The sequence below is a fragment of the Flavobacterium sp. genome, assembly GCF_044361065.1.
Classification (GTDB): Bacteria; Bacteroidota; Bacteroidia; order Flavobacteriales; family Flavobacteriaceae; genus Flavobacterium.
Genome location: NZ_JBIKJI010000222.1, coordinates 1 through 2,594 on the forward strand (window position 1 = coordinate 1; position 2,594 = coordinate 2,594).

Here is a 2,594-nt window from a genome sequence, read left to right on the forward strand (position 1 = left end):
ATTTTTGCTATGAGTTATAGTTTGGCGCATATTTTAAGTGCAAAAATAGGAATGGTTTTAATAGATACTTATGGATATCAAGCCAATTGGTTATTTATGGGATCACTCGGTATTATTGGTACTTTAATAGGTATTTATGTATTTCGTTTGGTGGAAAAAGAAAAGCTAAACGTTAAAAGTAGTTAAATAACTATAAAAATAGTTGCGTAACTAAAAATATAGTTATACATTTGCTTAACTAAAATATATGTTATGCAAAAATTAACCAACAAAGAAGAAGAAGTGATGCACATTTTATGGAAGCTAAAACGCGCTTTTGTAAAAGATGTTTTGGCTGAATTTAAAGAAGACAAACCACACTACAACACACTTTCTACCATCATTAGAAATTTAGAAGAAAAAGGATACGTTTCGTATAATGCGTATGGAAACACGCATCAATATCATCCCATTGTAGATATTGAAGAATACAGAAAAACCTTTATGAAAACCGCTATTCAGAATTACTTTGGTAATTCATACAAAAATTTGGTTTCGTTTTTTGCCGAAGAAGAAAAAATTTCAGCAGACGAACTTCGTGAGATTTTAAGTATCATCGAGAAAAAGAAATAGGTATGGAAACAGTTTTCATCTACATTTTAAAAGTCAATGCTTTACTCGTATTGTTTTATTTGGTGTATCGATTAGCACTCTCAAAAGAAACATTTTATAAGCAATCGAGATGGTTTCTGCTTTCAGGATTATTTGTTTCTCTTATCTTGCCATTAGTAACATTTACTAAAATAGAGTATTACGAAGTCAAGCGGATGGTGAGTAATTCTATTGAAAATAATGAAATTCAAATAATACCAATTTCAAAAGAAGTAATGCAAGAACCATTATTGACTAATCAAGAAATAGTATTTCTGATTTATGGAATCATTTGTTTTGGCTTTTTGATTAAAACCGTTTTTGATTTTATAAAATTGATTAAAATCATTAACGTTTCCAATTCGGAGAAAAAAAATAAATTAGTTTATGTGAATACAAATTTAGTTCATACGCCATTTTCGTTTTTTAATTATATTATTTTTAATTCAGATGTCATTCATCCAACTGAGTTAGAAAATATAATCAAACACGAAGAAGTACATTCTAATCAAAAACACAGTTTAGATACTTTAGCAGCTCAGTTTTTTATTATACTATTTTGGTTTAATCCAATAGTTTGGTTGTACCGAAAAAGTATGGTGCAAAATTTAGAATTTTTAGCTGATAATCTTGCTATCCAACACGTTTCAGACAAAGTATATTACCAAAGAACGATGTTGAAAGTATCTACTCAAGCTTCAAATATTTCAATCGTGAATACATTTAATCAATCATCAATCAAAAAAAGAATCATTATGTTAAACTCAAATCAATCAAACAGAAAAAACATTTGGAAATTTGGTATTATTCTTCCATTTGTAACCGCATTTATGTTATTGTTTCAAATCGAAACTATTGCACAAGAGATGGAATCAAAAACAATTAAGAAAGATAGTATAAAAGATTCAGTACAAAAAAAAGAAAATTTTGAATCTATTTATAATTCACCCTATGAAAGCGACACTAAAGAAAATTTGAAAAGGTTATTTATAATTAACGGTAAAGTATATACTAAAGACGAATTGAAAAATAAAAATATCGCTCAATATAAAAATAATGCAACTATTGATAAAATTAGTCCAGATGAAGCTGTTAAATTGTTCGGAACAAGCGCAAAAGATGGTGCTGTTATTTTTAAAGGAGATTGGAAAATTATAGATAATGTAATTGAAACAGATAAAGATCAAAATTTTATGTATGACAAACTTGAAATTACTTTTGAAAAGGATAAAAACATTTCAAAATTTTCAAATAAAACCGATGTAGAATCAATTTCTGAAATTAATGATAAAGAAAAAGACCCATTGTTTATTGTCAATGGAAAAAAAATGAGACGTTCAGAAATTATAGGCAAATCAATCAAAGTAGATGGAGTTGTTATTCATTATGAAGGAGAATCTGCAATTGAAAAATTCGGAAAAAATGGTAAAGATGGCGTTTTTGTGTTAAATGGAAAAACAACTTTTTACGATAATTCAAACTCATTAGAAAATATTTCTGAAAATGAAGATAATAAGTATTTCGAATTAGAAAACGGTGATCAATGTGTTTTATTTAGTAAATTTATGTTAAAAATTCCAAAATATCCATCGATTAACCTAAGTCAGTCTAAAAATAAAGTTTACATAGACTATAAATTAATTAGTAATGATGATTTTTTGAAATTCAATTATAAAAATTTAAAATCACTTGATGTCTTAAAATTAATGGGTGAAACGACAATTGATGGGGTAAGTTTAGGAAAATATGAAAACGGATTTGCACTAATGTTCAAAACAAAATAAACAAAAAAATAGTTTGTCATTCTGAATTCATTTCAGAATCTCAAGCTATTTTTTTGTACTATTAAGAATCTGAAACAAGTTCAGATTGACAAATTACTTTGTTTTTTGTTAAAACGCGTTAATTAACAAAATTTTAAAATTTCATTTTTATAAAAATCCTATTTTTGACTTTTTAAAAAT

At 26.4% G+C, this 2,594-nt stretch carries 2 protein-coding genes and 1 pseudogene; all 3 read left to right on the forward strand.

Features of this window, described 5'->3' with window-relative positions; genetic code table 11:
- A pseudogene (locus tag ACIQ11_RS10230) lies at window positions 1–186 on the forward strand (MFS transporter); the annotation flags it as partial.
- 66 nt (window positions 187–252) lie between these two features.
- Window positions 253–612, forward strand: coding sequence for a BlaI/MecI/CopY family transcriptional regulator (locus ACIQ11_RS10235; RefSeq protein WP_396154594.1), 360 nt, complete (start codon window positions 253–255; stop codon window positions 610–612).
- A gap of 2 nt (window positions 613–614) precedes the next feature.
- Entirely contained in the window at window positions 615–2,414 is a 1,800-nt protein-coding gene (locus tag ACIQ11_RS10240; protein WP_396154596.1) for a M56 family metallopeptidase, read from the forward strand.
- The last annotated feature ends 180 nt before the right edge of the window (window positions 2,415–2,594 follow it).

What these genes read in the sequence shown, in the direction of transcription:
- ACIQ11_RS10235 (WP_396154594.1), top strand. Translation starts at nt 253, where the DNA reads ATGCAAAAATTAACCAACAAAGAAGAAGAAGTGATGCACATTTTATGG.
- ACIQ11_RS10240 (WP_396154596.1), top strand. Translation starts at nt 615, where the DNA reads ATGGAAACAGTTTTCATCTACATTTTAAAAGTCAATGCTTTACTCGTA.